Here is a 23,689-nt window from a genome sequence, read left to right on the forward strand (position 1 = left end):
ATGCACCCTTACATGAACCGGAAGGATCGCCGCCTGGCGCAGCGCATCGAGGGCCGACGTCGTACCCGCACCCGTCGCGTGGAGAGGCCCCACGGGGCCGCGCCAATGATGGTCGGCGCCGAGATTGTCATGCGCCCGCTCGAGCAGTTGTTCGACGAACTGGACCGGACGGGCAAGGTGTCCGTCAACGCGCGCGGCTACCCCGATTTCCTCGCGTGCGACGGCTATCGGTACGAGGCTGCGCCCGCGCTCGAGGGACTGATATGGCATTTCGAAATGTGGGAGACGCGCCACGGCAAGAAATTGCCCCTGCAGCCCCTGCGCGACCTTCACGTGGCCCTGCACTACATCGTTCCCGTGCAGGAGCGGACCGTCGAAGCGCTGCGCCACGCGTTGCCCATCCTGCGCCGCGTCATGGCGACGGGCACGCCCGAGGATCAAGGGGACTTGCTCATGCAGACACGCATCAAGTCCTTGATGGAGGGCCCGCGCGTATGACCACCACGACCAAATGGCGCTTGGTGCCGGCCGAGCCCGGCCAGGAATGGACCGATGCGTTCGCCGCGCGCGGCCCGCGCATCGGCAGCTTTGGCGCGACGATCCGCGCGGTGTTGGACACCGCGCCGGCGCCGGCGTTCGACCTGCTGGGCACGCTGCAAGACGTTCGTGCATCCCTCGCCTTCCTGCCGGCTGCTGACGCGGCCATAACCGGGCTTGACTGCATCATGCAGGCGGTAGCGCCGCTGGACGCAGCCGAGGCCGACACCGCCAACTTCAGCGCACCGGCCAAGCTGCGCGCCCCTGTAGCCGATGAGCGGGCGGCCAGCTTCAACCCGGAAGATTGCAGCAAGGATGTCTACGAGCGCGGCACATACGTTGGCTTATTCGACATTCCCAAGCATGTCGCAAACGAGCTGTGCGCGGGTATCTCCGCGGCCACTGGTGCGCGCGTTGACTGGCACTACTTCGGCGGTCGTGTGCGCGTCCTGGCACTGCCCGCCGTCCTGGCAAGCGCCCCTGTAGCCGATGAGCGGACTCAACAATGTGCCGTCCACCTCACGCTCACCCGCACCCTTGGCGCTCTTGGAGTGGCATTTGATCCGCCGGGCCCCCATCGCGCCTACACCTACAAGGACCAGCCGCTAAACATAGGAACGTACAGACTCGGGGACGCGTGCCAGGAAGCATCTGCCGCATCAGCAGGAGACCTTATAGACCGAGGACTTAGCTTGCTGAAATCGTTGCAGGCACGCGGATTCGGTGTGTTCGAAGTAGACGCCGCTCACCGAAATTCTGCCAACGCCCTGGCAAGCGCCCCTGTGGCCGGCGAGGAGCAGCCGGCAGTGCGCAAAGGGGAAACCAATGGCTGAGAACAGCAACATCGAATGGACCGACCACACGTTCAACCCGTGGGAAGGGTGCCAGAAGGTCGGGCCCGGCTGCGACCACTGCTACGCCGAGACGCGCAACGCGCGCTTCGGGGGCGGCCAAGCCATCAATTGGGGCCCCGGCGCGCCGCGCCGTCGCACCAGCGCCGCCAACTGGCGTAAGCCCCTGGCCTGGAACGCTACGCATGCTGAGTTCTTCGCCCAGCATGGCCGGCGCCAGCGCGTATTCTGCGCCAGCCTGGCCGACGTGTTCGACAACGCAGTGGAGCGTGCGTGGCGCCGCGACCTGTTCGACCTGATTGAGCTGACGCCGAACCTGGACTGGCTGCTGCTGACGAAACGCATCGGCAACGTAGTGCGCATGCTGCCCACGCACGACTGGGCGGCACACGGCAATGTTTGGCTGGGCGCCACCATCGTCAACCAGGCCGAAGCGGACCGCGACATTCCTAAGCTGCTGGCCGTGCCCGCGCGTCGACGCTTCCTCAGCATGGAGCCGCTCCTCGGTCCCGTGGACCTGGGGCGCGCCACTAGGTTGGCGCAGTTCCACGCCACCGACCTACTGGACTGGGTGATCGTCGGCGGCGAAAGCGGGGCGAGCGCGCGGCCGATGCACGCGGCATGGGCTGCCACCCTGCGCGACCAGTGCCGAGCTGCTGGCGTGCCGTTCCTGTTCAAGCAGTGGGGAGAATGGGCGCCTGGTTCTGGCGACTTTGGTGCCGGCCGCTACGAAACCGCAGCGGTCGCGCGCGATGGACGCATGGTGCGAGGCGGCTACCGGACCGAAGACTACCCCTCCGACGCGACGAGTGCGGATGGCTGGTCCATAGTTCATCGCGCCGGCAAGAAGGCAGCCGGTCGCCTGCTCGACGGGCGCGAATGGAATGAGGTGCCTCGATGAAAGAGCGCCCCGTCTTGTTCAGCGGTCCCATGGTCCGCGCCATTTTGGCCGGCGCCAAGACGCAGACGCGTCGACCTGTAAAGGGCTGGGCGCTTGAATGGCTGCAACCCGGCATGTTCGAGCCCGACTACGTTGCACTTCCAAGCAACGCCGCCTGCCCCTATGGGTACGCTGGCGACCGCCTGTGGGTCCGCGAGACGTGGGCGGCCTTCGACGCCGACTGGAGACACCCCGGAAAGCCCGCCGATCTGCGCGACGGACCGTGGCCGAACGTTGCCTATGCAGCAGATGGCGATTTCCCTCTGGGCGCCGGCCGTCCGTCGATCCACATGCCGCGCTGGGCCTGCCGCCTTGCGCTGGAGGTCACCGGCGTGCGTGTCGAACGTCTGCAGGCCATCGACAGCGCCGATGCGATCGCAGAGGGCGTCGGCCTAAATCCGTCCGCGGCCGACGTGTCAACGACATCGCCAGAGGGCGAATCGCTGCCGCGCGTCATGTTCCGTGCGCTGTGGGAACAGATCAACGGCGCCGGCGCGTGGTGCGCCAACCCGTGGGTGTGGGTAATCGAGTTCAGGAGGATCAGATAAATGTCCGATATTGCTCCCCGATTCATCCGAGTCGGCAAGGCGCCGGCCTACCTCGGCATGTGCCGCCGCGTCTTTGATGCGGCAGCACGGCCCTTTCTGCGAGAAATCAGCATCGGAAAGCAAGGAATTGCCTTCGATCGCAAGGAGCTCGACCGCTTTGCTGACGAGTATGCGGAGCGGATGGCGATTGACAAGGACGCACCTGCGCGCAAGGATTCCCCCCGCAGCGAGCGCCCACGTAGCAACGGAGCATCAAGTCTATGGGGCAAAAAACAATTACCGGGCTCACGCTCAAAGACGGCGTCTGGCACATCGACAAAGTCGTCCGCGGATACGGACGAATTCGAGGCAGCACTGGCACAAGCGTTCGCGCGGAAGCCGAGCGGTTCCTCCTCGAGCGAATCGTCCAGGCCGACGCAGAGCGGAAGGAGCGCGCCCACTGGCGCCCGACTTTCCGCGCCGCGGCAACCCGCTACCTAAAGGAGTACGCACACCAACCATCTATTTGGCTGACAGCCACCTATCTCAAGCAGCTGGACCCATACATCGGCGACCTCCATCTGGATGAGGTCGACAACGAAGCGCTGCAGGCCTATGTCGACGATCGCCTTGAGGCCGGACGAGCTCCGCGCACAGTCAACATTGCGCTGCAGCGCGTCGTCCGCGTCCTGAACGTCGCCTCTCGCAAATGGCGCGACGACAACCGAAAGCCCTGGCTCGCGGTGGTGCCAATGATCGAAATGCTGAGCGAGAAGTCGCGGCGCCAGCCCTATCCTCTCTCATGGGAGGAACAGGCGGCGCTGTTCAAGGAGTTGCCGGAGCACCTACAGGTCATGGCGCTCTACAAGGTGAACACCGGCTGCCGCGAGCAGGAAGTCTGCAAGCTGAAATGGCAGTGGGAGATCGAAGTTGAGGGGCTCGGAACCAGCGTGTTCCTCATCCCGGCAGAGTTTGGCGGACGGTTCGACGACTCGGGAGTGAAAAACCGGGAGGAGCGACTGGTTGTGCTCAACGATGTCGCCCGGTCCATCATCCGCAAGCAACGGGGACAGCATCCAGAGTGGGTTTTTCCCTACGAGGGCCGCGCCCTGCACCGAATGAACGACACCGCGTGGCGGAACGCGAGAAAGCGGGCCGCGGCGCAGTGGAAAAACACTCACGGAACGGCGCCGCACCCGGGGTTCGCAAGCCTACGTGTGCATGATTTGAAACACACATATGGGAGGCGACTGCGGGCGGCCGACGTGCCAGAGGAGGACCGCAAGGCATTATTGGGACACACGGACGGGAGTATCACTTCGCATTATTCGACGGCCGAGCTGGCGAAGCTGATTGAGTATGCGAACCGAGTATCCGCGACCGACACGCGCAGTCCGGCGTTGACGGTTTTGAAGCGGAAGGTGGCATAGGGGATATGGGGTTCGCGGGGATGATGTCCCCACAAAAGTCCCCACAATGAGAAAGGCCGTTAGTGAGTACTCTCACTAACGGCCTTGGAACTACTGGTCGGGACGGCGGGATTCGAACTCGCGACCCCTTGCACCCCATGCAAGTGCGCTACCAGGCTGCGCTACGCCCCGAAAGAAAAAGAGTATAGCAGAACTAAAAAATGTTTGCACGCATTGGTGCAAAAAAAGTGCTGAATACTCGAAAAAATTTTTGCGCTTTGCGTGCGCCCTTCACAAGACTGCGTGTGATGAGCCGACGCGCACAAAGCGCAAGGCACTACGTTGTGCAGAGCGCGCGGCCATGAAGGCCATCGCGCGCTGCGGGTACTGATATCAAGCTTTGGATTTCAAGCGAAGAACCGCGGTGACAGCGGCTCAGGCGGCAGGCGCCGTGTGCGTCGTGCTGCTGGCAGCGGGCGCAGTGGCTGCGGTGCCCAATGCTTCGGCGAGCATCGCGGACACGTTGCCGAGTTCATTGCGCAACGACTGCATCTCGGTGCCCGACAGGCGCACGGCGGCGTCTTGATCGTGCGGCACGTCGCGCGCGTCGCCCAAGCGATTGCGCGCGCCGCTGATGGTGAAGCCTTGTTCGTAGAGCAACGAACGGATGCGGCGGATGAGCAGCACTTCGTGATGCTGGTAGTAGCGGCGGTTGCCGCGGCGCTTCACGGGCTTGAGCTGCGTGAATTCCTGTTCCCAGTACCGCAAGACATGAGGCTTGACGCCACACAGGTCGCTGACTTCGCCGATGGTGAAGTAACGCTTGGCGGGAATGGGCGGTAGGGTAACGGTGGATTCAGTACGTGTCATAAGCGGATTTTATGCGCGCGATGCGTGGGGCGCCGATAACAATTACCGACAAAGCGTATCACTCCGCGGCCTCCGGTGCTGCGGGAACGGCCTGCTCCACCACGCTCTTGAGTTTCTGGCTGGCGTGGAACGTGACCACGCGCCGCGCCGCGATGGGAATGGTTTCTCCGGTCTTGGGGTTGCGACCAGGGCGCGGCGGTTTGTCGCGCACCTGGAAGTTGCCGAAACCCGAGAGCTTGACGGAATCACCGCGCGCCAAGGCGTCGCGGATTTCCTCGAAGAACGTATCGACGATGTCCTTGGCTTCGCGCTTGTTCAGGCCGACCCGCTCGAAGAGCAGTTCGGCCAGCTCGGCCTTGGTGAGGGTGCGTTGCTCGGCAAGCATACTGATCCCCATGTTCAGCCACGTTGGCGCGCGCCGTGCGCGGCAACCAGGGCTTCCTTGATGCGCGCAAGGCAATCCGCCACGCGGGCTTCGTCCAAAGTGACCTCAGTGTCCTGTAGCCAGAAACGGAACGCAAGGCTTTTCTCGGCGACGGGTTCGCTGCCTTGCGCCTTGTCACGCCACACGTCGAACACGCGCGCATCCTGCACTACGGCCAGTTGCGCGTCGGCCTTGACGGCAGCGGCAACGGTGTCGAGCATGGACTGTACGGTCACGTCCTCATCGACCCACAGCGCCAGGTCGCGCACGACGACGGGCTGACGCGAGAGCTCGCGCACCTGCGGCAATTCGCCTTCGGACAATGCGTCCACGTCCAGTTCAAACACCACCGGCGCATGCGCCAGGTCGGCCTGCTGCGCCCAGCGCGGATGCAGTTCGCCGATCCAGCCGACCTGCTTGCCGTCCAGCATGACGCGCGCGCCACGGCCGGGATGCAGGGCGGGATGCGCCGCTGCCTCGAAACGCAGGCGGCGGCCGCGGGCGCCGAACAGCGACTCGACGTCCATCTTCACGTCGAAGAAATCGACGTGGCGCGTGGGCACGCCCCACTGCTCTTCCACCGCCGGGCCCCATGCGGCGCCCGCGAGCTTCATGGGCTGGCGCACGCCGGCCACTTGCAGCGGACCGTCTTCGGCCGAGGCATCGCGGAAAAACACGCGGCCCAGTTCGAACAGGCGCACGCGCGACTGCTTGCGGTTGGCGTTGTGACGGATGTTGGCGACCAGACCGCCGATCAGGCTGGAACGCATGACCGACAGATGGCTGGCGATCGGATTCACAAGGCGCACGGGGTTGTCGTTGCCCGCGAAATCGCGTTCCCAGTCGGCTTCGACGAAGCTGTAGTTCACGACTTCCTGGTAGTCCTGGGCAGCCGTCAGACGGCGCAGCGCATGCGCGCCGCGGCGCACTTCGGGCTGCGAAAACATCTTGGCGCGCGCCATCGGCGGCACGTCGGGAATGCTTTCGAAGCCGTAGATGCGAGCCACTTCCTCGATCAGGTCTTCTTCGATTTCCAGATCGAAACGGAACGACGGCGGGTTGACGATGAAGTCGTCGCCTTCGACCGAGTAGTCCAGGCCCAGGCTGCCGAAGATCGTGGCGACCTGCTCGCGTGTGACCGGCACGCCCAGCACGCGATGGCAGCGCGCCAGGCGCATGCGCACCGGCGGACGCTGGGGCAGATTGACGATCTGGTCGTCGATGGGGCCGACCTGACCGCCGCAGATGTCGACGATGAGGCGGGTGATGAATTCAATGTGCTCGGGAATGCTGGCGTAGTCGACGCCGCGTTCGAAGCGGTGGCTGGCTTCGGAGCTGAACTTGAAGCGGCGCGCGCGGCCGGCAATGGCTTGCGGCCACCAGAACGCGGCTTCGAGATAGATGTTCTGCGTGTCCAGCGTCACCGAGGTAGCTTCGCCACCCATGATGCCGGCCAGGCTTTCGACCTGCTCGCCAGCGACGACCACACCAACCTTCGGGTCCAGCGTCACGGTCTGGCCGTTCAGCAGTTCCAGCGTTTCGCCTTCACGCGCCCAGCGCACGGCGATGTCGCCGCCGATCTTATCCAGATCGAAGACGTGCGACGGACGGCCCAGTTCGAGCATGACGTAGTTGGAGATGTCGACCAACGCGGACAGCGAGCGTTGGCCGGCGCGCTCGAGGCGCGTCTTCATCCATTCGGGCGTCGCCGCGCGGGCGTTCACGCCGCGGATGACGCGGCCGCCGAAACGGCCGCAGAGGTCGGGCGCCTCGATCTTGACGGGCAGGCGCTCGTCGAGCGTGACGGGCACGGCGGCCGCGGTGGGCACCGACAGCGGCGCGCCGGTCAACGCGGCCACTTCACGCGCCACGCCCAGGATCGACAGGCAGTCGGCGCGGTTGGGCGTCAGCTTGAGCGTGAACAGCGTGTCGTCCAGGTCCAGCGCTTCACGGATGGACTGGCCGGGGACCATGTCGGCGGGCAGCTCGAGGAGCCCCGCATGGTCTTGCGACAGACCCAGTTCGCGGGCCGAGCAAAGCATGCCGGAAGACTGCACGCCGCGCATCTTGGCGACGCCGATCTTCATGCCGCCGGGCAGTTCTGCGCCCACGCGGGCGAGCGGCACTTTCAGGCCGGCAGCAGCGTTGGGTGCGCCGCAGACGATTTGCAGGCGTTCACCGGAGCCGTCGTCGACCTGGCAGACGCGCAGCTTGTCGGCGTCAGGGTGCGGCGCGATCTCGACAATGTGTGCGACGACCACGCCGGTGAATGCCGGTGCAGCGGGCTCGGTTTCTTCGACTTCCAGGCCGGCCATCGTGAGCCGGTGCGCGAGTTCATCGGTTGCGATCGGAGGATTGACCAGCGTACGCAGCCAGGATTCGGGAAATTGCATGATCAGCCGTCTGTTATTCGTTGAACTGGCGCAGGAAGCGCAAATCGCCTTCGTAGAACTGGCGCAGATCGTTGACGCCGTAGCGCAACATGGTCAGGCGCTCGAGCCCGGAGCCGAAGGCAAAGCCGATGTAGCGCTCGGGATCCAGCCCGAAGTTGCGCACCACCTGCGGATGCACCTGGCCGGATCCGGAGATTTCGAGCCAGCGGCCGCGGTTGGGACCCGAGGTGAACATCATGTCGATCTCGGCGGACGGTTCCGTGAACGGGAAGAACGACGGACGGAAACGCACGACCAGATCGTCGCTTTCAAAGAAGCAACGCAGGAAATCGGTGTACACGCCCTTCAGGTCGGCAAACGAGATGTCCTCGGCGATCCAGAGCCCTTCCACCTGGTGGAACATGGGCGAGTGCGTGGCGTCGCTGTCGACGCGGTAGGTGCGCCCCGGCGCGATGACCTTGATGGGCGGCTTGTTCATGCGGGCGTAACGCACCTGCATGGGGCTGGTGTGCGTGCGCAGCAGCAGCGGCAGGCCGTCCGCGTCGTTCATGTCGACGTAGAACGTGTCCTGCATGGAACGCGCCGGATGGTCCAGCGGGTTGTTCAAAGCGGTGAAATTGGTCCAGTCGTTTTCCACTTCGGGGCCGTCGGCCACGTCGAAGCCAATGGAGCGGAAGATCTCTTCCACACGTTCCCAGGTCCGGATCACCGGATGGATGCCGCCCGGCGCGCGACCGCGGCCCGGCAGGGTGACGTCAATGGTTTCGGATGCCAGACGGGCATCCAGCTCCGCCTGCGCCAGTTCGGCGCGGCGCGAGTTCAGAAGCTCTTCGATCTTCTGCTTGGCCTGGTTGATTCGCGCGCCCGCTTCTCGCTTCTGCTCGGGATCGAGCTTGCCCAGGCCTTTGAGCAGCACCGTCAAGGCGCCTTCCTTGCCCAGGAAGCGAGCTTTTGCGTTCTCAAGTGCGGCGGCGTCCGAGGCCGCGGCGAACCGTTCTTGCGCCTGGTCTACCAGGTCGTCAACCAATCGAGTCATGAAATCCAGCCTTCAAAACGCAAACGGGGCTATTACAGCCCCGTTTGCAGCGATGCGCGATGAGTTAAAGCGCGCGATCAGGCAGCCAAGGCAGCCTTGGCTTGCTGCACGATGGCGGCAAAGCCGGCCTTGTCGCGCACGGCCAGATCGGCCAGGACCTTACGGTCGAGTTCGATCGAAGCCTTCTTCAGGCCAGCGATGAACACGCTGTAGCTGACGCCATGCTCGCGGACGGCCGCGTTGATACGCGTGATCCACAGAGCGCGGAACGTGCGCTTCTTGTTACGACGGTCGCGGTAGGCGTATTGGCCAGCGCGCATGACTGCTTGCTTGGCAATACGGAACACATTACCGCGGCGGCCACGGTAACCCTTGGCGGCGGCAATGACTTTCTTGTGACGTGCGCGGGCAGTTACGCCGCGTTTGACGCGAGGCATAGTAGATCTCCCTTAGATCAAGCGAAAGGCATCATGGCCTTGACGGAGGCCACGTTGGAGTCATGAACCGCTGCAGAGCCGCGCAGTTGACGCTTGGCCTTGGTGGTCTTCTTGGTCAGGATGTGACGCTTGAACGCCTGACCACGCTTGATGGAGCCGCTGCCGCGCACCTTAAAGCGCTTGGAAGCGCTTTTCTTGGTTTTCATCTTGGGCATGATGATTCCCTAAACTAAAACACGCATTGTTGATTTACATGACGCCAGGTGCTTGACGCCAAAGACGCCAAAACTTGTAGACCTGTTGCCACTTCTGGGGGTCGCAACCAACGATTTTTGAACTGCAACGTTGATTCGCGGATCTTTCCCGAAGGCGGACAAATAGCTACCCACATCCGGAAAAGCCTTTGATTATATGGTGATTTCCTGGACTTTGTCGAGTCGGAGAGTGCTCCGCGAACAACGGGGACAGGAGGCCGGGATCATACGGCTGTTCGCCGGTACTGCACCGCCTGGGCGACGTGACTGGCCGCGAGCACGGCCTGGCCGTCCAGGTCCGCGATCGTGCGGGCCACACGGAGCGCCCGGTGCATGGCCCGGGCGGAGCCAGTCAGGCGCCGCATGGCTTGATGCAACAGCGCCTGCGCGTCGGCGTCCATGACGCAAAACTCGTCCAGCTCGGCCCCGGCCAGCGCGGCGTTGATCTTGCCCTGCCGGGCAAGCTGACGCTCGCGGCAACGGACGACGCGCCCCCGGACAGCCTGAGACGCTTCGCCCGGCGGCGCGGTCATCCAGGCGGGATCGGAGGGAGGAAGGGCAACATGGAGGTCGATCCGGTCAAGCAGCGGCCCCGAGATTTTGCCCGCGTAGCGCGCCACCTGATCCGGCGTGCAGGTGCACGCGCGCGCCGGATGGCCCCGCCAGCCGCAAGGACACGGATTCATTGCCGCGACGAGCTGAAAACGCGCGGGAAACTGCGCCGCGTGCAGCGCCCGGGAGATGACCACCCTACCCGCTTCCAGGGGCTCTCGCAGCGCCTCGAGCGAGCGGCGGCTGAACTCGGGCAGTTCGTCCAGGAAGAGGACGCCGTGATGCGCCAGGCTGATTTCGCCGGGACGCGGCCGCCCGCCCCCACCCACTAGCGCCGCCACCGACGCCGAATGATGCGGCGCCCGGAAAGGCGGCTGGCCGGTCAGCGCGTCGGGCATGCCGGCCATTGCCGCCACGGCCGCCGCTTCCAACGCCTGGCTCCGCTCGAGCGGCGGCAGCAGGCCCGGCAGGCGCGCGGCCAGCATGCTCTTGCCCGCGCCAGGCGGCCCCAGCATCAGCAGGCTGTGCCCGCCTGCCGCCGCGACTTCCAGCGCACGCCGGGCGCCGGGCTGGCCGCGCACGTCGGACAGGCAGGGGATGGGCGTAGCGGGCGGCCACGGTGCGGGCACGGCATCGGGCAGCAGCGACGCGCCCGCCGCATGGGCCGCCACGTCTGCCAGGCAACGCGCTGAAAGGACGCGCAGCCCCGGGACCCAGGCGGCCTGCTCGGCGCTTCCAGCCGGCAGGATCAGCGTGGCATCGGGCGCGTCGCGGGCGACGCTCAAGGCGATCACAAGCGGCGCGGCGACCGGCACGAGCGCGCCGGTGAGGGACAGTTCGCCGGCGAGCACCAGGCGGGAGAGCGCGGGATCGGGCGCACGAGGCTGATCTGCGCGACGCTCGCCCGCAAGTCCCGCGGCATGTGCGCCGAGGCTGTCGCCGGCAGGTTCGTTGAAAGTGCCGTCGGGATCTTTGCCGGGATGCTCACCGGGACGTTCGCCAGGAAGTTCGCCGGAGCGGCCCGCGCAGCGGTCTACGGACTGTTCACCCGAATCCCCACCGGAACGTCCGCCCCGCTGCCGGCCCGCCTGCGCGCCATCTTGCGCAGGCGCGGCCAACTGACCGGAGGCGAGCAGCACGCCCAGCGCGATCGGCAGATCGAAGCGGCCGGACTCCTTGGGCATGTCTGCCGGCGACAGATTGACGGTGATGCGCCCCGCCGGAAACTCGAAGCCGCTGTTGATGATGGCGGCCCTGACCCGCTCGCGGCTTTCCCGGACCTCGGTATCAACCAGCCCGACCACGTTGAATCCCGGCAAACCGGGCCCGAGGTGTGTTTCGACGCGGACCGCATGGGCGTGCATGCCGCTGAGGGCCCTGCTGGCGAGTACGGCAAGCGTCACGGGGGTCTCCGGATGAGTTCGGGACGCCAGTATCCGCAAAAACAAACGGCCGCGGAGAGCGGCCGTGACAAAACGATCTCGCGCTGGACCCGCACGTGGCGGGTGCGCGGCGCTTGCTTGCTTACTTGTCCAGGCCCGTCGCCGGACCCTTGTCCAGACCCGTCAGGCGCTGTTCCATCTGCTGCACCTGGGCGGCCAGCTGATCGACCCGGGCGCGCGTGCGGGCAAGCAAGTCGGCCTGCACGTCGAACTCTTCGCGGGTGACCAGATCCAGCTTGGAAAACGCCTGCGTCATCATGGCGCGCACGTTGCGCTCGACGTCCGCCGCGGGGCTGCGCGCGATCAGGTCGGAAATGTTCTTCTGAAGGTCTTCCATCCACTGGGTGCGATTGTTCATATGGGCCTCTCGATGTTCTTGATGGCTCAAGTGTAGTGCGTCGGCCAGATTGTTTCAGGCGGGGCCGGTTGCGCCGCCGCAAAAAAAAGGGCGGGCCGCATGCGGTGACCGCCCTTCAAAGCACAGGAGAAAACCGGGCTGCCTGACGGCAACCCCCTACCAACACCACTAACCTTGCCGCCGGTCTGTTCGACCGCGCCGTGCATCGTCCATATGGCGGATGCACGTCCTGAATCCGATTCAACTCGAGCCCACACCGGTCAACAAGCCGACCCGTGTAAACCCTCGTATCACGCTCGCGCCCCAATTTGGACGGGTCCAAACGAATTCCAGCTGGAGTTGAAGGGCCGTCGGTGGGCAAAGAACCGCAGCCCGCAAGGCTGAGCGCCGGACGACACGCTTTGTTGACGCGACTACGCACAAGGGTCGGCACACATCCGCACCCCAATCGCTCGCATTAAATGGCTACAAATCCCTCTTGCGGATCACATGTGGTTGCATGTGACTGCTACGCGTTGTTGCGCACCAAATTGAGGCCGGCCTGCGGTGCATCGCGCACCACAACGGTGCCGTTTTGCACAACTTTTGCGCCGTTCCCGGGCATCGCCAGCGCTGGCCAACATGGCATGGATATTGCTTTAACCACGGAGCGTGCAACCAAGAGAGGAAATGCCATGAAACTCATCATCGCCATCATCAAGCCCTTCAAGCTCGACGAAGTGCGGGTGGCTCTATCCGGAATCGGGGTCCAGGGCCTGACCGTCACCGAAGTCAAAGGCTTTGGCCGCCAGAAAGGCCACACCGAACTTTATCGTGGCGCGGAATACGCCGTTGACTTCCTGCCCAAGCTGCGCGTCGAGGCCGCCGTGCCCGACCACCTTGTGGACCAGGTCATCGAAGCGATCGAACAAGCCGCCCGCACCGGCAAGATCGGCGACGGCAAGATTTTTGCCGCCCCCCTTGAACAAGTCATCCGTATCAGAACTGGCGAAGCCGGCGAAGCTGCGCTGTAAATAAATAAAGACTCAATGGAGCCTGAAAATGGATAAAGCAGATATTTCCTGGTTGCTCGTCTCTACCCTGCTTGTATTGATGATGGCCGTACCCGGCCTGGCCATGTTCTACGCCGGCCTGGTGCGCAGCAAAAACGTGCTGTCCGTCTTGCTGCAAGTGTTGTGCACGTTCGTGCTGGGCCTGGTTCTCTGGTTCATCTATGGATATTCCCTGGCGTTCACCGAGGGCAATGCCTTCTTCGGCGGCCTCTCGCGCGCTTTCTTCTCTGGCATGTTCAATCCCGCAGACGGCACGTACGCCATGTCGAACTCCCTGACCGAGCTGCTGTTTGCCTCGTTCCAGGCCACGTTCGCTGGCATCACCTGCGCCCTGGTGGTCGGCAGCTTTGCCGAACGCGCCCGGTTTTCGGCCGTGTTGGTGTTCACGGTGATCTGGTTCACGTTCGCCTATATCCCCATCGCGCACATGGTGTGGTTCGCCTCGGAAACGGCGCCCGGCCTCTTGAACGCGCAAGGCGCGCTGGACTTTGCCGGCGGCACCGTGGTGCACATCAACGCCGGCGTGGCCGGTCTGGTGGGCGCCTATGTGGTTGGCAAGCGCGTGGGCTATGGCCGTGAAGCCATGCAGCCGCACAATCTGCCGATGACCTTCGTGGGCGCCGCCCTGCTGTGGGTGGGCTGGTTCGGCTTCAACGCGGGTTCGGCCCTGGCCGCCAACGAGAACGCCACGCTGGCCTTCTTCAACACCATGATCGCCACGGCAGGCGCCGTCCTGGCCTGGTTGTTCACGGAATGGGCCATCAAGGGCAAGCCCTCGATGCTGGGCGCCGCTTCGGGCGCCATCGCCGGCCTGGTCGGCATCACCCCCGCCGCGGGCCTGGTCGGTCCGGTGGGCGCCCTGATCATCGGCGTGGTTGCCGGCGTGGTCTGCGTCTGGGGCGTGAACGGCCTGAAGCGCATGCTGCGCGCCGACGATGCGCTGGACGTGTTCGGCATCCACGGCGTGGGCGGCATTGTGGGCGCCCTGCTCACCGGCGTGTTCAATGCGCAGGTCTTCGGCGGCCCCGGCCTGGCCGAGCCCTCCATGATTGCTCACCAACTGTGGGTCCAGCTGGAAGGCGTGCTGCTGACCATCGTCTGGTCCGGCGTGGTGGCATGGATTGCCTACAAGATCGCCAATGCCCTGTGCGGCCTGCGTGTGCCGGAAGACCAGGAGCGCGAAGGCCTGGACGTCACCAGCCACGGCGAATCCGCGTATCACAGCTAAGCTGCTTCGACGCTCCCGCCGCGACCCGCGGCGGGGCAGATCGGAAAATGAAAGAGCCCTTCATCATGAAGGGCTCTTTTTTTGCCAGTTTGCTTGGGACGGTGTCAGATCAGACCGGGCCGAGCGCGTCCAGGTCGACGGGCAAGGCGCGGTTCAGCGCAGACGCCACCTTGATGCGAAGCGCATTGGAGTGCGCCCGGCGGACCTCTCGCTTGACGTCCAGCAGCTGCTGCGGGTGCATGGAGAATTCGGTCAGACCCAGCCCGAGCAGCAGGCGGGTCATGCGCGAATCGCCTGCCATTTCACCGCAGACGGCCACCGGCTTGCCCGCGCGCTCGCCGGCATTGATGGTGTTGGCGACCAGGCGCAGCACCGCCGGGTGCAGCGGATCGTAAAGCGACGCCACGTCGTGGTCGCCGCGGTCGATGGCAAGCGTGTACTGGATCAGGTCGTTGGTGCCGATGGACAGGAAGTCCAGCGCCTGGGCAAAGGGTTCGATGGCGATGGCAATGGCGGGAACTTCAACCATCGCACCCACTTCCATGTGCGGCGCGTAGGCCTGGCCTCGGGCATCGAGTTCGCGCCGGGCGGCCTCGATGGCGGCCTTGGTCGCGACGACCTCGTGCATATGCGCGATCATCGGGATCAGCAAGCGCACCGGTCCGTGGGCGGAGGCCCTCAGGATGGCCCGCAACTGAGTCGCGAACATCTCGGGGCGCGCCAGGCAGTAGCGGATAGCACGCTGCCCCAGGGCGGGATTGGTGGCCACGGTGGCCTCGCCGTCCAGCGTCTTGTCAGAGCCGATGTCCAGCGTGCGGATCGTGACCGGACGGCCGGCCATCACCTTGACGACCGAAGCATAGGCCTCGTACTGCTCTTCTTCGCCGGGCAGATCGGGCCGGCCCATGAAGAGGAATTCGCTGCGGAAGAGTCCGATGCCGTGCGCGCCGGAAGCCAGCGCCAGCGCGGCCTCGTCCGGCAGCTCGATATTGGCGTGCAGCACGATGTCGATGCCATCCAGGGTGACGGACGGTTCGTCGCGCAGGAGGCTGAGTTCGGCGCGCTCGTCGGCGTAGGCGGCCTGGCGGCGGCGGTATTCCTGGAGGATGCGTTCGGACGGATTGACCACCACGACGCCAACCGAGCCGTCGATGATCAGCATGTCGCCGTCGCGGACCAGTTCGCGCACATTGCCCATTGCCACCACCGCGGGCACGCCCATACTGCGCGCCACGATCGCGGTGTGCGAGGTCGGTCCGCCCAGGTCGGTGACAAAGGCGGCAAAACGTCCGCCGCGCAAGCGCAGCATATCGGCGGGCGAGATATCGTGCGCCACCACGACGAGGGCGTCATCGCCGCCCATGTGGGACATGTCGGGCAGGATCGCCGACGTGCCGGCCAGCACGTGCAGCACGCGCTCGATCACCTGGCGCACATCCGCCCCGCGCTCGCGCAGGTATTCGTCTTCCATGGCGTCGAACTGCTGGCCCAGAATCTGGCCCTGCGTCGTCAGCGCCCATTCGGCGTTGTAATGGCGCTCGGCGATCAGGGCGAGCGTCTGTTCGGCCAGGAGCGGATCGCCTAGTAGCAGACTGTGTACGTTGAGCATCGCGCCCAGCTCGCGCGGCGCGTCGGCCGGCAGCGTGTCGGCCAGTTGCAGCAGTTCCTGCTGGGCTGACGCCAGGGCCTCGGTCAGGCGGGCGCTTTCCGCGGGTACGTCTTCCGGCGAAATCCGGTAGTGCGCGACTTCAAGGGCCGCTGCCCCCATGACGACGGCGCGGCCGATGGCGTAGCCCTTGGCGACACCCTTGCCGTAGAGACACACAACGGGGCCGGCAGAACCAGCCCCTTGGGGTGCGCTGGTCGCGGGCGCGCCGGTCGTGGGCACGCCGGTTGCCGCTACGGGCGAACCGGCCCGAGCCGGGCCGGTTGCTTCAGGAGAGGGTCTATTCCTGCTCACCGAATTTGCTGTCGAACAGAGTTTCGATTTCGGAAAGCGCTTGCTCGGCATCGCTGCCGGAGGCCTCCAGCTTGACGGTGACGCCCAGTCCGGCTGCCAGCATCATGACGCCCATGATGCTCTTGGCGTTCACGCGTTGCGCACCGCGCGAAATGAAGATCTCGCTGGAAAACTTGCTGGCCAGCTGCGTCAGCTTGGCGGCGGCCCTGGCGTGCAATCCCAGTTTGTTGCTGATGACAATGTCAGTATTAGGCATAGGAAAGGTGGTGACCGCGGGCTATGCCGCAGTGTTGATCGCAGCCAATCGTCGTACCGATCGTCGGCTTGAAATAATAGCCGACATAATAGGGCAATTTTCCGCCCGTCAGTCTACCCGCAAGACGCCCTGCACCCCGCCGGCAAGCGCCTTTTCGCGGGTTTCGGCCAGCGGCAGGTTGCGGTAGGTCAACGCGCGCAGCAGCATCGGCGTGTTGAGACCCGCGAGCACACAGCACTGGATGCCCTGTGCCTGCGCATCGGCGACCGCGCGCTTGGAGATGTTGGCGGGCGTGGCGCCGATCAGGTCGGTCAGCACCAGGACGCCCGCGCCGTGGTCCTGCTCGAGGATGTCTTTCAGGACATCCGGCGCCAGGTCATCCGGCAGGTCTTCGGGCAGGATGTCATGAATTGCCAGCATGCCGTCCAGATCGCCCATGACGTGGCTCGCGCATTCGCGCATTGCCGCGCCCAGAGGCGCGTGCACGACGATCACAATACCCGTGGTCATGTCGGTTCCGAAAAATCAGGCAGCGACGGAGGCGGCGCTGGCAGCCTTGGCCGCCACGGCCTTTTCGAGCGCCTGGACGAACATGCCCGCCACGTCGAAGCCGGTCTGTTCGGCGATTTCCACGAAACAGGTGGGGCTGGTGACGTTGACTTCGGTAACGAAGTCGCCAATGACGTCCAGGCCGACCAGCAGCAGACCGCGGGCGGCCAGCTTGGGCGCCACGGCTTCGGCGATTTCGCGGTCACGGGCAGACAGTTCCTGCGCGACGCCACGGCCGCCGGCGGCCAGGTTGCCGCGCGTTTCGCCGGCCAGGGGGATGCGGGCCAGGGAATACGGCACGGGTTCGCCGCCGATCAGCAGAATGCGCTTGTCGCCCTTGACGATGTCAGGGATGAAACGCTGCGCCATGATGGTGCGCGCGCCGTTGTCGGTGAGCGTTTCCAGGATGGCGTTCAGGTTGGGATCCTTGGGCTGCAGGCGGAACACGCCCGTGCCGCCCATGCCGTCCAGCGGCTTGACGATGACGTCCTGGTGCTTGTCATGGAACGCCTTGAGACGGGCCATGTTGCGAGTGACCAGCGTGGGCGCGGTGAACTCGCTGATTTCGGTGATCGCCAGCTTTTCCGGGTGGTTCCGGATGGCCGCGCCGCCGTTGAACACGCAGGCGCCCTGCGCCTCGGCGTATTCGAGCAGGTGCGTGGAATACACGTATTCCATGTCGAACGGGGGGTCCTTGCGCATCACGACCGCGCCAAAATCCGCCAGTGGCAGATCCTGGGAGGCGGATTCGCGCCACCAGTCGTGGCCGTGCAGGTCGGCATCGGCGACCAGCTCGATCGGGGTGGTCTGCGCCTTGACGACGCCCGCCTCGATGTAGAGGTCGCCCTGCATGGCCACGCTGAGCGTGTGCCCGCGCGCCACGAGGGCACGCATCATGGCGACCGAACTATCCTTGTACGCCTTGAGCAGCGGCAAGGGATCCAAAACGAACAAAACGTGCATCGCGACACCCTGAACGGACGCCGCCTCCCCTGCTGGGAAGGCGGCTATGCTTTGTGACATCGTAGCGTAGAGCCGGCCAATAAGCGAACCCGCCGGTCACGAGACGGACACGGCGGGTTGCAGGAATGCAAGGCTAGGCCTTGCCTGAACCGGATACGGCGGGCGCTCAGGCTGCCGATTCGGGCTTGCCTGCGGGCACAGCCTTTTTCTTCGGCGCCAGCACCATGACCATCTGACGGCCTTCGAGCTTGGGCATGGCTTCGACCTGGGCAAGCTCCAGGAGGTCGTCGCGCACGCGCTCGAGAACGCGCATGCCAAGTTCCTGGTGAGCCATTTCGCGGCCACGGAAACGCAACGTCACCTTGGCCTTGTCGCCCTCTTCGAGGAAGCGGCGCAGGTTGCGCAGCTTGACCTGATAGTCGCCCTCGTCGGTCGCCGGACGGAATTTGACTTCCTTGACCTGGATGACCTTCTGCTTGGAGCGGGCTTCGGCTTGGCGCTTTTGCTCTTGGTACTTGAACTTGCCGTAGTCCATCAGACGGCAGACCGGCGGCTCGGCGTTCGGCGCGATTTCCACCAGATCCACGTCGTTTTGCTCGGAAAGACGGAACGCGTCGGCAATCTTGACGATGCCCAGCTGTTCTCCGTCCAGACCTATCAGGCGCACCTCGGGGACGCGGATTTCACCGTTGATGCGATTGGCTTTTTCAGTGGCGATGTTGAAAGCTCCTAGAAATGTTAAGCAGCGCTGCTATCGGGTTGATTGACGTCGCGACGGGTGGCGACGTCTTCGGACAACCGGGACACAAAGTCGTTGAACGGGATGGCGCCAAGGTCCAGGCCGCCCAATCCACGTACCGCGACAGTGCCGTTTTGCTTTTCCTTGTCGCCGACGACAAGAATGTACGGCACCTTTTGCAGGCTGTGTTCCCGAATTTTACGAGTGATTTTTTCACCGCGCAAATCGGACTCTACTCTAAAGCCTTGTTTTTTCAGGCTTTGCGTGATTTCGGCAGCATAATCGGCCGAAGGTTCGGAAATGCAGCATACAACTGCTTGCACCGGCGCCAGCCAAGGCGGCATGGCGCCGGCGTGGTTTTCGATCAACATGCCGATGAAGCGCTCGAGCGAACCGAGGATCGCGCGGTGCAGCATGACCGGCGGGCGGCGCTGGTCGTTCTGGTCCACGTACTCGGCGCCCAGGCGCACGGGCATGGAGAAATCGACCTGGATCGTGCCGCACTGCCAGTGACGGCCGATGGCGTCCTTGAGCGTGTACTCGACCTTCGGACCGTAGAAGGCGCCCTCGCCCGGCGAGATTTCGAATTCGCAACCCGTGCGGCGCAGGCTTTCCATCAGGGCGGCTTCGGCCGTATCCCAGACTTCGTCCGTGCCGATCCGCTTTTCAGGACGCGTGGCGACCTTGTACAGGACTTCCGTAAAGCCGAAGTCGCGATAGACCTTTTGCAAGAGCGCCGTGAAATCGGCGCATTCGTCCTGAAGCTGGTCTTCGGTACAGAAAATGTGGCCGTCGTCCTGCGTGAAGCCGCGCACGCGCATCATGCCGTGCAGCGAACCGGAGGGCTCGTTGCGGTGGCATTGGCCGAATTCGCCGTAGCGCAGGGGCAGTTCGCGGTAGGAATGCAGGCCGGCGTTGAAGATCTGCACGTGGCCCGGGCAGTTCATGGGCTTGAGGCCATAGACGCGGTTTTCGGACTCGGTCGTGAACATGTTTTCACGGTAGTTGTCCCAGTGGCCGGTCTTTTTCCAGAGCGAAATGTCCAGGATCTGCGGCGCCTTGACTTCCTGGTAGCCATTGTCGCGGTACACGCTGCGCATGTATTGCTCGACCTGCTGCCACAGGGCCCAGCCCTTGGGATGCCAGAAGATCAGGCCCGGGGCCTCGTCCTGGAAGTGGAACAGGTCGAGTTCGCGGCCGATCTTGCGGTGGTCGCGGCGCTCGGCCTCTTCGAGCATGTGCAGGTAGGCTTCCTGTTCTTCTTTCGTTGCCCAGGCGGTGCCGTAGATGCGTTGAAGCATCTCGTTCTTGCTGTCGCCGCGCCAGTAGGCGCCTGCCACCTTCATCAGCTTGAAGACCTTGAGCTTGCCCGTGGACGGCACGTGCGGGCCGCGGCACAGGTCGATGAAGTCGCCTTCGCGGTACAGGCTCAGCGTCTCGTTGGACGGGATCGAGGCGATGATTTCCGCCTTGTACTTTTCGCCGATGCCCTTGAAGAATTCGACGGCGTCGTCGCGGGACCATTCTTCGCGCGTGACGACTTCGTCCTTCTTGGCCAGTTCGGCCATCTTCTTTTCGATGGCGGCCAGATCTTCCGGCGTGAAGGGGCGCTTGTACGAGAAGTCGTAGTAGAAGCCGTTGTCGATCACAGGGCCGATGGTGACCTGGGCATCAGGGAAGAGCTCCTTGACGGCATAGGCCAGCAGGTGGGCGGTCGAGTGGCGGATCAGATCCAGGCCGTCCGCATCCTTGGCCGTCACGATGGCCAGACGGGCGTCTTCTGCGATGCGGAAACTGGTGTCGACGAGCTTGGATTCCGCGCCGTCGAACGTCACGCGGCCGCCCAGGGCAGCCTTCGCCAGGCCCGTACCGATCGATTGCGCCACTTCGGCAACCGTTACCGGTTCCGGATATTGGCGCTGCGAACCATCGGGCAATGTGATCTGTACCATCGGGAGTGCTTCCTGGGGTTCTTGGAACTGAAAAACGAAAACAGAAACGAAAAACGCGGCTTGGTAGCCGCGTTCATTTGATTGTCTTGATGAGTCCTACCGCTGACCTGACACGGTGAAACCCGACGCACGAAAAAACTAACGCGACATGGGGCGAAAGTTCCGGGTCGTAGTTCGTGCGGGCGGGAAAAACATGTTGGGGCCTGTTGGTGCGCGCACTGCGGGGCGCGAATCAAGGTGCAGCAAAACAAATGCAGCTGAAATAGCTGCATGGATCGTTGCCGATTGTAGCACCGTTTGCGGGCTATCCGTGGCGAAAACGCCACGGAGGATTGCAGTGAGCGCACCGGGGACGCAGCGAGATGTTTAGTGCCGACGGATCGGTCTGATTTTGGCCCGTTTGGTAACTCAAACGCGCGCCGAACACGTAATCTGCCCACGAATTTCAGGGCCGCGCACGGAAATGCGCCAGCGACCGCCGCGTCGTGGCCGCGCGGATTGCCCTGGACCCCCATCCGATCGTGGAGCAACGATGAATCGCGTTTCAGAGACTGCAAGCCAGATGACCGGCGGCTCGCTTCACGGCCCGCTTATCGCGCCGGCGGACGGCTTAGAGGCCCGCAAGCACCTGCTGCTGTCGCGGCCGCCGCCGGTGATCCGGGTCGCGGTCCTGGACGACCATCCCGTCGTCGCGCTGGGCATTGGCGCCTTTCTGGAAAGCCGCCCTGGGTTTCACGTGGTGCACCGCGAGACCTCCGCGCGCTCCTTGCTGGAGAAACTGGCCAAGCAGCCGTGCGACGTCGCGCTGATCGACTTCTATCTGCCCCTGGAACCCTTCGATGGCGTCAACTACCTGCGGCGGGTGCGCCGCTATCACCCCAACATGGCGGTCATCACCTTTTCGGCTGGCAATCGCCAAGAGACCGAGTACGCCGCCTTTCGGGCCGGCGCCGCCGGTTACCTGGCAAAACAATGGGGTCTGGTCCTGCTGCCGGACATGATCCGCGGCGTGGTCGAGGCCAACACGCCGTTCCTGACGGTCGAAGACGGACAGATCTGCAGCATGGAGCCGACGGCGCCGCATGCGCTGCTAACGACGTCGGAAGTGGAGGTGCTGCGCCACATCAGGCAGGGCCTGTCAGTGACGCAGATTGCCCGCAGGCTGGTGCGCAGCAAGAAGACAGTCAGCACCCACAAGCGCCGCGCCATGCGCAAGCTGGGGCTGTCGGATGATTTGTCGCTGGCGCTGTACTTGCGCGACAAGTTTGCCGAATGAATCGCGCGGCCGGTTGGCCGCGCGAGAGATCAGATGATGCGGGAGTACGTGGCGGTGGGAATGGCCGATCGCAGGTATTTGTCGAAGGCCATGGCCACGGCCCGCACGAAGTACCAGCCCAGGCCGGTGACCCGCAATTCGCCCAGGTGCAGATTCACCAGGCCCAGTTCGGCCAGGCTGGCCACCTGCGAGAGCTCGCGGCTGAAGTAGTCGCCGAATTGCAGGCCATGCTTGGCCTCGATGCGGGCGAAGTCCACGCGGCCCTGGCACATGATGTCCATGATGATTTCGCGGCGGACCAGATCATCGGGGCCAAGGGCCAGGCCGCGTTCGACGGCGAACCTTCCGGATTCGATGGCCGCGTAGTATTCGTCGAGGATCTTCGCGTTCTGGCTGTAGGTGTCGCCGATGCGTCCGATGGCCGACACGCCCAGCGCGATGAGGTCGCGATCCGGCTGTGTGCTGTAACCCTGGAAATTGCGGTGAAGCTCGCCGCGTTGCTTGGCAATGGCCAGTGCGTCGGTGTTCAACGCGAAATGGTCCATGCCGATATACGTGTAGCCCTGTTTCAGAAAGCCCTGGATGGCGGAGCTGAGCAGGCCGACCCGCGTGGCGCGGTCCGGCAGGTCGGCTTCTTGAATGCGGCGCTGCGGCTTGAAACGTTCGGGCAGATGCGCGTAGGCATAGAGTGCGATGCGGTCGGGACGCAGCGAGATGACCTGCTCGATGGTGCGGGCGAAGGATTCGGTGGTTTGCAGCGGCAGCCCATAGATAAGGTCCACGTTGACCGACGCATAGCCCAAAGCCCGCGCGCTATGCATCAGCGCGGCGACGTCTTCGTACGATTGGACCCGGTGCACCGCGACCTGTACGCGTTCGTCGAAATCCTGGACGCCGAAGCTCAAGCGGTTGAAGCCCAGTTGCTGCAGGAAGGCCAGGCGCTCGGGGGTAGCGGTGCGAGGATCGACTTCGACGGAAATTTCGGCATCGGGCTCAAAGCGGAAGGCGCCGCGCAGATCGCCCATCAGCCGCGCCAGTTCCTCGTTGGACAGGAACGTGGGGGTGCCGCCCCCGAAATGCAGTTGCGATACCGGCACGCCCGGGCCCAGTTCCTGCACATGCAGCGCGATTTCGCTGGACAGCGCATCCAGATAGCGGGCGGCGCGGTCGTGGTGGCGGGTCACCACCTTGTTACAGGCGCAGTAATAACAGACCGATTCACAGAACGGAATGTGCACGTAGAGCGACAGTGGCTCGGCCGGGCTGGTTGCGCGCCGCTGCTGCAGGGCGAGGCGGTAGTCTTGCTCGCCGAAGCTTCCGTGATAACGGTCTGCCGTAGGATACGAGGTGTATCGCGGCCCGTTCTTGTCCAACCGGGCCAGCAGTTGGGGTGGAAAAAACGGCTCGGCGGTGGCGGGCGCCGGCGATTCCGAAGATTGAGGGCGTAGAGCGGCTTGCATAACCCGGATTATTCGCCTGCCCGCCCCCCGACACTTTGATCTTGCGCAAACGGCGAGCACCGCGTCTGCCGCGGGGCAAGCTTTGCCACGGCGAGCGAGCGCCATCCTGCTGCGCCGCCCTGCCCCGTAAAATGCCGCGACTCACCGGGCAAGACGTGCATGCCGAGAATCGCGCAGCCCGATTCCCGCCACGGACTCCCGCCGCGAGATTCCCGCAGCAAACA

At 64.3% G+C, this 23,689-nt stretch carries 24 protein-coding genes and 1 tRNA gene; 8 read left to right on the forward strand and 17 right to left on the reverse strand.

Annotated elements, in window-relative coordinates; translation table 11 throughout:
• The 5 genes from AC6CIE_RS22140 to AC6CIE_RS22160 all read left to right on the forward strand — a co-directional run bounded on the left by AC6CIE_RS22140 (position 1) and on the right by AC6CIE_RS22160 (position 4,285).
• Positions 1 to 498, forward strand: coding sequence for a hypothetical protein (locus AC6CIE_RS22140; RefSeq protein WP_498094025.1), 498 nt, complete (start codon positions 1 to 3; stop codon positions 496 to 498).
• Positions 495 to 1,370: a hypothetical protein gene (locus tag AC6CIE_RS22145; RefSeq protein ID WP_498094027.1), complete on the forward strand. Its 876-nt coding sequence runs from the start codon at positions 495 to 497 to the stop codon at positions 1,368 to 1,370. The genes AC6CIE_RS22140 and AC6CIE_RS22145 overlap by 4 nt, the downstream gene beginning before the upstream one ends.
• Complete coding sequence (locus AC6CIE_RS22150; protein ID WP_498094029.1) at positions 1,363 to 2,289, forward strand: phage Gp37/Gp68 family protein; 927 nt, start codon at positions 1,363 to 1,365, stop codon at positions 2,287 to 2,289. Before AC6CIE_RS22145 ends, AC6CIE_RS22150 begins: the two co-directional genes overlap by 8 nt.
• Positions 2,286 to 2,876, forward strand: coding sequence for a hypothetical protein (locus tag AC6CIE_RS22155; RefSeq protein ID WP_498094031.1), 591 nt, complete (start codon positions 2,286 to 2,288; stop codon positions 2,874 to 2,876). Before AC6CIE_RS22150 ends, AC6CIE_RS22155 begins: the two co-directional genes overlap by 4 nt.
• A gap of 260 nt (positions 2,877 to 3,136) precedes the next feature.
• A complete protein-coding gene (locus tag AC6CIE_RS22160) occupies positions 3,137 to 4,285 on the forward strand; it encodes a tyrosine-type recombinase/integrase (RefSeq protein WP_498094033.1) in 1,149 nt (382 codons plus the stop codon).
• 94 nt (positions 4,286 to 4,379) lie between these two features.
• Here the strand turns inward: AC6CIE_RS22160 and AC6CIE_RS22165 are convergent.
• From AC6CIE_RS22165 to AC6CIE_RS22210, 10 genes are all read right to left on the reverse strand, one after another.
• A tRNA-Pro gene (locus AC6CIE_RS22165) sits at positions 4,380 to 4,456 on the reverse strand.
• A 243-nt stretch (positions 4,457 to 4,699) separates the two neighbouring features.
• Positions 4,700 to 5,134, reverse strand: a complete 435-nt coding sequence (locus AC6CIE_RS22170) for a MerR family transcriptional regulator (protein WP_175138542.1) — start codon at positions 5,132 to 5,134, stop codon at positions 4,700 to 4,702.
• Between the two features lie 58 nt (positions 5,135 to 5,192).
• On the reverse strand, positions 5,193 to 5,531 hold the full coding sequence (locus tag AC6CIE_RS22175) for an integration host factor subunit alpha (RefSeq protein WP_175138543.1): 339 nt from the start codon (positions 5,529 to 5,531) through the stop codon (positions 5,193 to 5,195).
• A 2-nt stretch (positions 5,532 to 5,533) separates the two neighbouring features.
• Positions 5,534 to 7,951 (reverse strand): phenylalanine--tRNA ligase subunit beta, encoded by a 2,418-nt coding sequence (gene pheT / locus AC6CIE_RS22180; protein ID WP_286939365.1) that lies wholly within the window; start codon positions 7,949 to 7,951, stop codon positions 5,534 to 5,536.
• Between the two features lie 13 nt (positions 7,952 to 7,964).
• On the reverse strand, positions 7,965 to 8,987 hold the full coding sequence (pheS, locus tag AC6CIE_RS22185) for a phenylalanine--tRNA ligase subunit alpha (RefSeq protein ID WP_175124022.1): 1,023 nt from the start codon (positions 8,985 to 8,987) through the stop codon (positions 7,965 to 7,967).
• A 77-nt stretch (positions 8,988 to 9,064) separates the two neighbouring features.
• Complete coding sequence (gene rplT, locus AC6CIE_RS22190; RefSeq protein ID WP_006218741.1) at positions 9,065 to 9,424, reverse strand: 50S ribosomal protein L20; 360 nt, start codon at positions 9,422 to 9,424, stop codon at positions 9,065 to 9,067.
• 17 nt (positions 9,425 to 9,441) lie between these two features.
• Positions 9,442 to 9,639 carry a 50S ribosomal protein L35 gene (gene rpmI, locus AC6CIE_RS22195; RefSeq protein ID WP_008159912.1) on the reverse strand — a complete coding sequence of 66 codons (198 nt, stop codon included), beginning with the start codon at positions 9,637 to 9,639 and terminating at the stop codon, positions 9,442 to 9,444.
• A gap of 263 nt (positions 9,640 to 9,902) precedes the next feature.
• On the reverse strand, positions 9,903 to 11,633 hold the full coding sequence (locus AC6CIE_RS22200; RefSeq protein WP_498094035.1) for a YifB family Mg chelatase-like AAA ATPase: 1,731 nt from the start codon (positions 11,631 to 11,633) through the stop codon (positions 9,903 to 9,905).
• Between the two features lie 121 nt (positions 11,634 to 11,754).
• Positions 11,755 to 12,030: an accessory factor UbiK family protein gene (locus AC6CIE_RS22205; protein ID WP_056315890.1), complete on the reverse strand. Its 276-nt coding sequence runs from the start codon at positions 12,028 to 12,030 to the stop codon at positions 11,755 to 11,757.
• A 508-nt stretch (positions 12,031 to 12,538) separates the two neighbouring features.
• Positions 12,539 to 12,706: a hypothetical protein gene (locus AC6CIE_RS22210; protein WP_175138546.1), complete on the reverse strand. Its 168-nt coding sequence runs from the start codon at positions 12,704 to 12,706 to the stop codon at positions 12,539 to 12,541.
• On the opposite strand from AC6CIE_RS22210, the gene AC6CIE_RS22215 reads away from it, so the two are divergent.
• Together AC6CIE_RS22215 and amt are read left to right on the forward strand one after the other, a co-directional pair.
• Positions 12,705 to 13,043, forward strand: coding sequence for a P-II family nitrogen regulator (locus AC6CIE_RS22215; RefSeq protein WP_006218735.1), 339 nt, complete (start codon positions 12,705 to 12,707; stop codon positions 13,041 to 13,043). The two genes, AC6CIE_RS22210 and AC6CIE_RS22215, sit on opposite strands and share 2 nt — an antisense overlap.
• Before the next feature lie 28 nt (positions 13,044 to 13,071).
• The gene (amt, locus tag AC6CIE_RS22220) at positions 13,072 to 14,310 is read left to right on the forward strand and encodes an ammonium transporter (protein ID WP_175138547.1); all 1,239 of its coding nucleotides are present in this window, start codon (positions 13,072 to 13,074) and stop codon (positions 14,308 to 14,310) included.
• A 109-nt stretch (positions 14,311 to 14,419) separates the two neighbouring features.
• Here the strand turns inward: amt and ptsP are convergent, their stop codons facing one another.
• From ptsP to thrS, 6 genes are all read right to left on the reverse strand, one after another.
• Entirely contained in the window at positions 14,420 to 16,321 is a 1,902-nt protein-coding gene (ptsP, locus tag AC6CIE_RS22225) for a phosphoenolpyruvate--protein phosphotransferase (protein WP_414631250.1), read from the reverse strand.
• The gene (locus tag AC6CIE_RS22230; protein ID WP_006387993.1) at positions 16,257 to 16,526 is read right to left on the reverse strand and encodes an HPr family phosphocarrier protein; all 270 of its coding nucleotides are present in this window, start codon (positions 16,524 to 16,526) and stop codon (positions 16,257 to 16,259) included. Before AC6CIE_RS22230 ends, ptsP begins: the two co-directional genes overlap by 65 nt.
• Positions 16,527 to 16,634: 108 nt before the next feature.
• Complete coding sequence (locus AC6CIE_RS22235) at positions 16,635 to 17,036, reverse strand: PTS sugar transporter subunit IIA (RefSeq protein ID WP_056569684.1); 402 nt, start codon at positions 17,034 to 17,036, stop codon at positions 16,635 to 16,637.
• Positions 17,037 to 17,051: 15 nt separating this feature from the next.
• Positions 17,052 to 18,038 carry a glutathione synthase gene (gene gshB / locus AC6CIE_RS22240; RefSeq protein WP_218343342.1) on the reverse strand — a complete coding sequence of 329 codons (987 nt, stop codon included), beginning with the start codon at positions 18,036 to 18,038 and terminating at the stop codon, positions 17,052 to 17,054.
• A 166-nt stretch (positions 18,039 to 18,204) separates the two neighbouring features.
• A complete protein-coding gene (gene infC, locus AC6CIE_RS22245; RefSeq protein ID WP_076812461.1) occupies positions 18,205 to 18,756 on the reverse strand; it encodes a translation initiation factor IF-3 in 552 nt (183 codons plus the stop codon).
• A gap of 20 nt (positions 18,757 to 18,776) precedes the next feature.
• Positions 18,777 to 20,729: a threonine--tRNA ligase gene (gene thrS, locus AC6CIE_RS22250; RefSeq protein WP_175124019.1), complete on the reverse strand. Its 1,953-nt coding sequence runs from the start codon at positions 20,727 to 20,729 to the stop codon at positions 18,777 to 18,779.
• A gap of 562 nt (positions 20,730 to 21,291) precedes the next feature.
• On the opposite strand from thrS, the gene AC6CIE_RS22255 reads away from it, so the two are divergent.
• On the forward strand, positions 21,292 to 22,005 hold the full coding sequence (locus AC6CIE_RS22255; protein WP_175124188.1) for a response regulator: 714 nt from the start codon (positions 21,292 to 21,294) through the stop codon (positions 22,003 to 22,005).
• 29 nt (positions 22,006 to 22,034) lie between these two features.
• Here the strand turns inward: AC6CIE_RS22255 and hemN are convergent, their stop codons facing one another.
• Positions 22,035 to 23,465, reverse strand: coding sequence for an oxygen-independent coproporphyrinogen III oxidase (gene hemN, locus AC6CIE_RS22260; RefSeq protein ID WP_498094038.1), 1,431 nt, complete (start codon positions 23,463 to 23,465; stop codon positions 22,035 to 22,037).
• Positions 23,466 to 23,689: the final 224 nt, after the last annotated feature.

The sequence above is a fragment of the Achromobacter sp. GQ309 genome (assembly GCF_059759315.1).

Coding starts and splice junctions, on each gene's coding strand:
- AC6CIE_RS22140 (WP_498094025.1), top strand. CDS start 1: ATGCACCCTTACATGAACCGGAAGGATCGCCGCCTGGCGCAGCGCATC.
- AC6CIE_RS22145 (WP_498094027.1), top strand. CDS start 495: ATGACCACCACGACCAAATGGCGCTTGGTGCCGGCCGAGCCCGGCCAG.
- AC6CIE_RS22150 (WP_498094029.1), top strand. CDS start 1,363: ATGGCTGAGAACAGCAACATCGAATGGACCGACCACACGTTCAACCCG.
- AC6CIE_RS22155 (WP_498094031.1), top strand. CDS start 2,286: ATGAAAGAGCGCCCCGTCTTGTTCAGCGGTCCCATGGTCCGCGCCATT.
- AC6CIE_RS22160 (WP_498094033.1), top strand. CDS start 3,137: ATGGGGCAAAAAACAATTACCGGGCTCACGCTCAAAGACGGCGTCTGG.
- AC6CIE_RS22170 (WP_175138542.1), bottom strand. CDS start 5,134: ATGACACGTACTGAATCCACCGTTACCCTACCGCCCATTCCCGCCAAG.
- AC6CIE_RS22175 (WP_175138543.1), bottom strand. CDS start 5,531: ATGGGGATCAGTATGCTTGCCGAGCAACGCACCCTCACCAAGGCCGAG.
- pheT (WP_286939365.1), bottom strand. CDS start 7,951: ATGCAATTTCCCGAATCCTGGCTGCGTACGCTGGTCAATCCTCCGATC.
- pheS (WP_175124022.1), bottom strand. CDS start 8,987: ATGACTCGATTGGTTGACGACCTGGTAGACCAGGCGCAAGAACGGTTC.
- rplT (WP_006218741.1), bottom strand. CDS start 9,424: ATGCCTCGCGTCAAACGCGGCGTAACTGCCCGCGCACGTCACAAGAAA.
- rpmI (WP_008159912.1), bottom strand. CDS start 9,639: ATGCCCAAGATGAAAACCAAGAAAAGCGCTTCCAAGCGCTTTAAGGTG.
- AC6CIE_RS22205 (WP_056315890.1), bottom strand. CDS start 12,030: ATGAACAATCGCACCCAGTGGATGGAAGACCTTCAGAAGAACATTTCC.
- AC6CIE_RS22215 (WP_006218735.1), top strand. CDS start 12,705: ATGAAACTCATCATCGCCATCATCAAGCCCTTCAAGCTCGACGAAGTG.
- AC6CIE_RS22210 (WP_175138546.1), bottom strand. CDS start 12,706: ATGGCATTTCCTCTCTTGGTTGCACGCTCCGTGGTTAAAGCAATATCC.
- amt (WP_175138547.1), top strand. CDS start 13,072: ATGGATAAAGCAGATATTTCCTGGTTGCTCGTCTCTACCCTGCTTGTA.
- ptsP (WP_414631250.1), bottom strand. CDS start 16,321: ATGCCGAGCAAGCGCTTTCCGAAATCGAAACTCTGTTCGACAGCAAAT.
- AC6CIE_RS22230 (WP_006387993.1), bottom strand. CDS start 16,526: ATGCCTAATACTGACATTGTCATCAGCAACAAACTGGGATTGCACGCC.
- AC6CIE_RS22235 (WP_056569684.1), bottom strand. CDS start 17,036: ATGACCACGGGTATTGTGATCGTCGTGCACGCGCCTCTGGGCGCGGCA.
- gshB (WP_218343342.1), bottom strand. CDS start 18,038: ATGCACGTTTTGTTCGTTTTGGATCCCTTGCCGCTGCTCAAGGCGTAC.
- thrS (WP_175124019.1), bottom strand. CDS start 20,729: ATGGTACAGATCACATTGCCCGATGGTTCGCAGCGCCAATATCCGGAA.
- AC6CIE_RS22255 (WP_175124188.1), top strand. CDS start 21,292: ATGACCGGCGGCTCGCTTCACGGCCCGCTTATCGCGCCGGCGGACGGC.
- hemN (WP_498094038.1), bottom strand. CDS start 23,465: ATGCAAGCCGCTCTACGCCCTCAATCTTCGGAATCGCCGGCGCCCGCC.